Genomic DNA, 265 nt, shown 5'->3' with positions numbered 1-265 from the left:
GGTATGTGCACTTGAAAAGATTTAACAGATGATTCGTACGGGTAGCCTTCTCGATAAAAATAAAGCTCTTTTAGGGGGTTATCCTGATTCGAGTCACCTGAGCAACGTCTATCACTTATGCAACTTAACCCTCCAATAAAGTCGATAAAGCGTACATTGAAAATATTGTGATCTTTAAGAAATACATCAACACCAGGCTGGTCTGCTGCATTTAGTACAGCATGAAAACGATGCATAAAAGCAACAACTCTATTCTGACTTGAAC

Annotated in this window: 1 protein-coding gene; it reads right to left on the bottom strand. The window is 38.5% G+C overall.

Translation table 11 applies throughout. From position 1 onward, the window contains the following. Positions 1–236 (bottom strand): hypothetical protein (locus tag AAEY83_RS15825; RefSeq protein ID WP_351060478.1); only part of this gene is annotated, 236 nt, incomplete at its 3' end. Between the last annotated feature and the right edge of the window lie 29 nt (positions 237–265).

Source organism: Psychrobacter sp. TB20-MNA-CIBAN-0197 (assembly GCF_040309765.1).
In the GTDB taxonomy this organism is placed as follows: domain Bacteria; phylum Pseudomonadota; class Gammaproteobacteria; order Pseudomonadales; family Moraxellaceae; genus Psychrobacter; species Psychrobacter submarinus.
The sequence above is the reverse complement of the archived record's forward strand: the minus strand, read 5'-3'. Positions and strand labels throughout refer to the sequence as shown.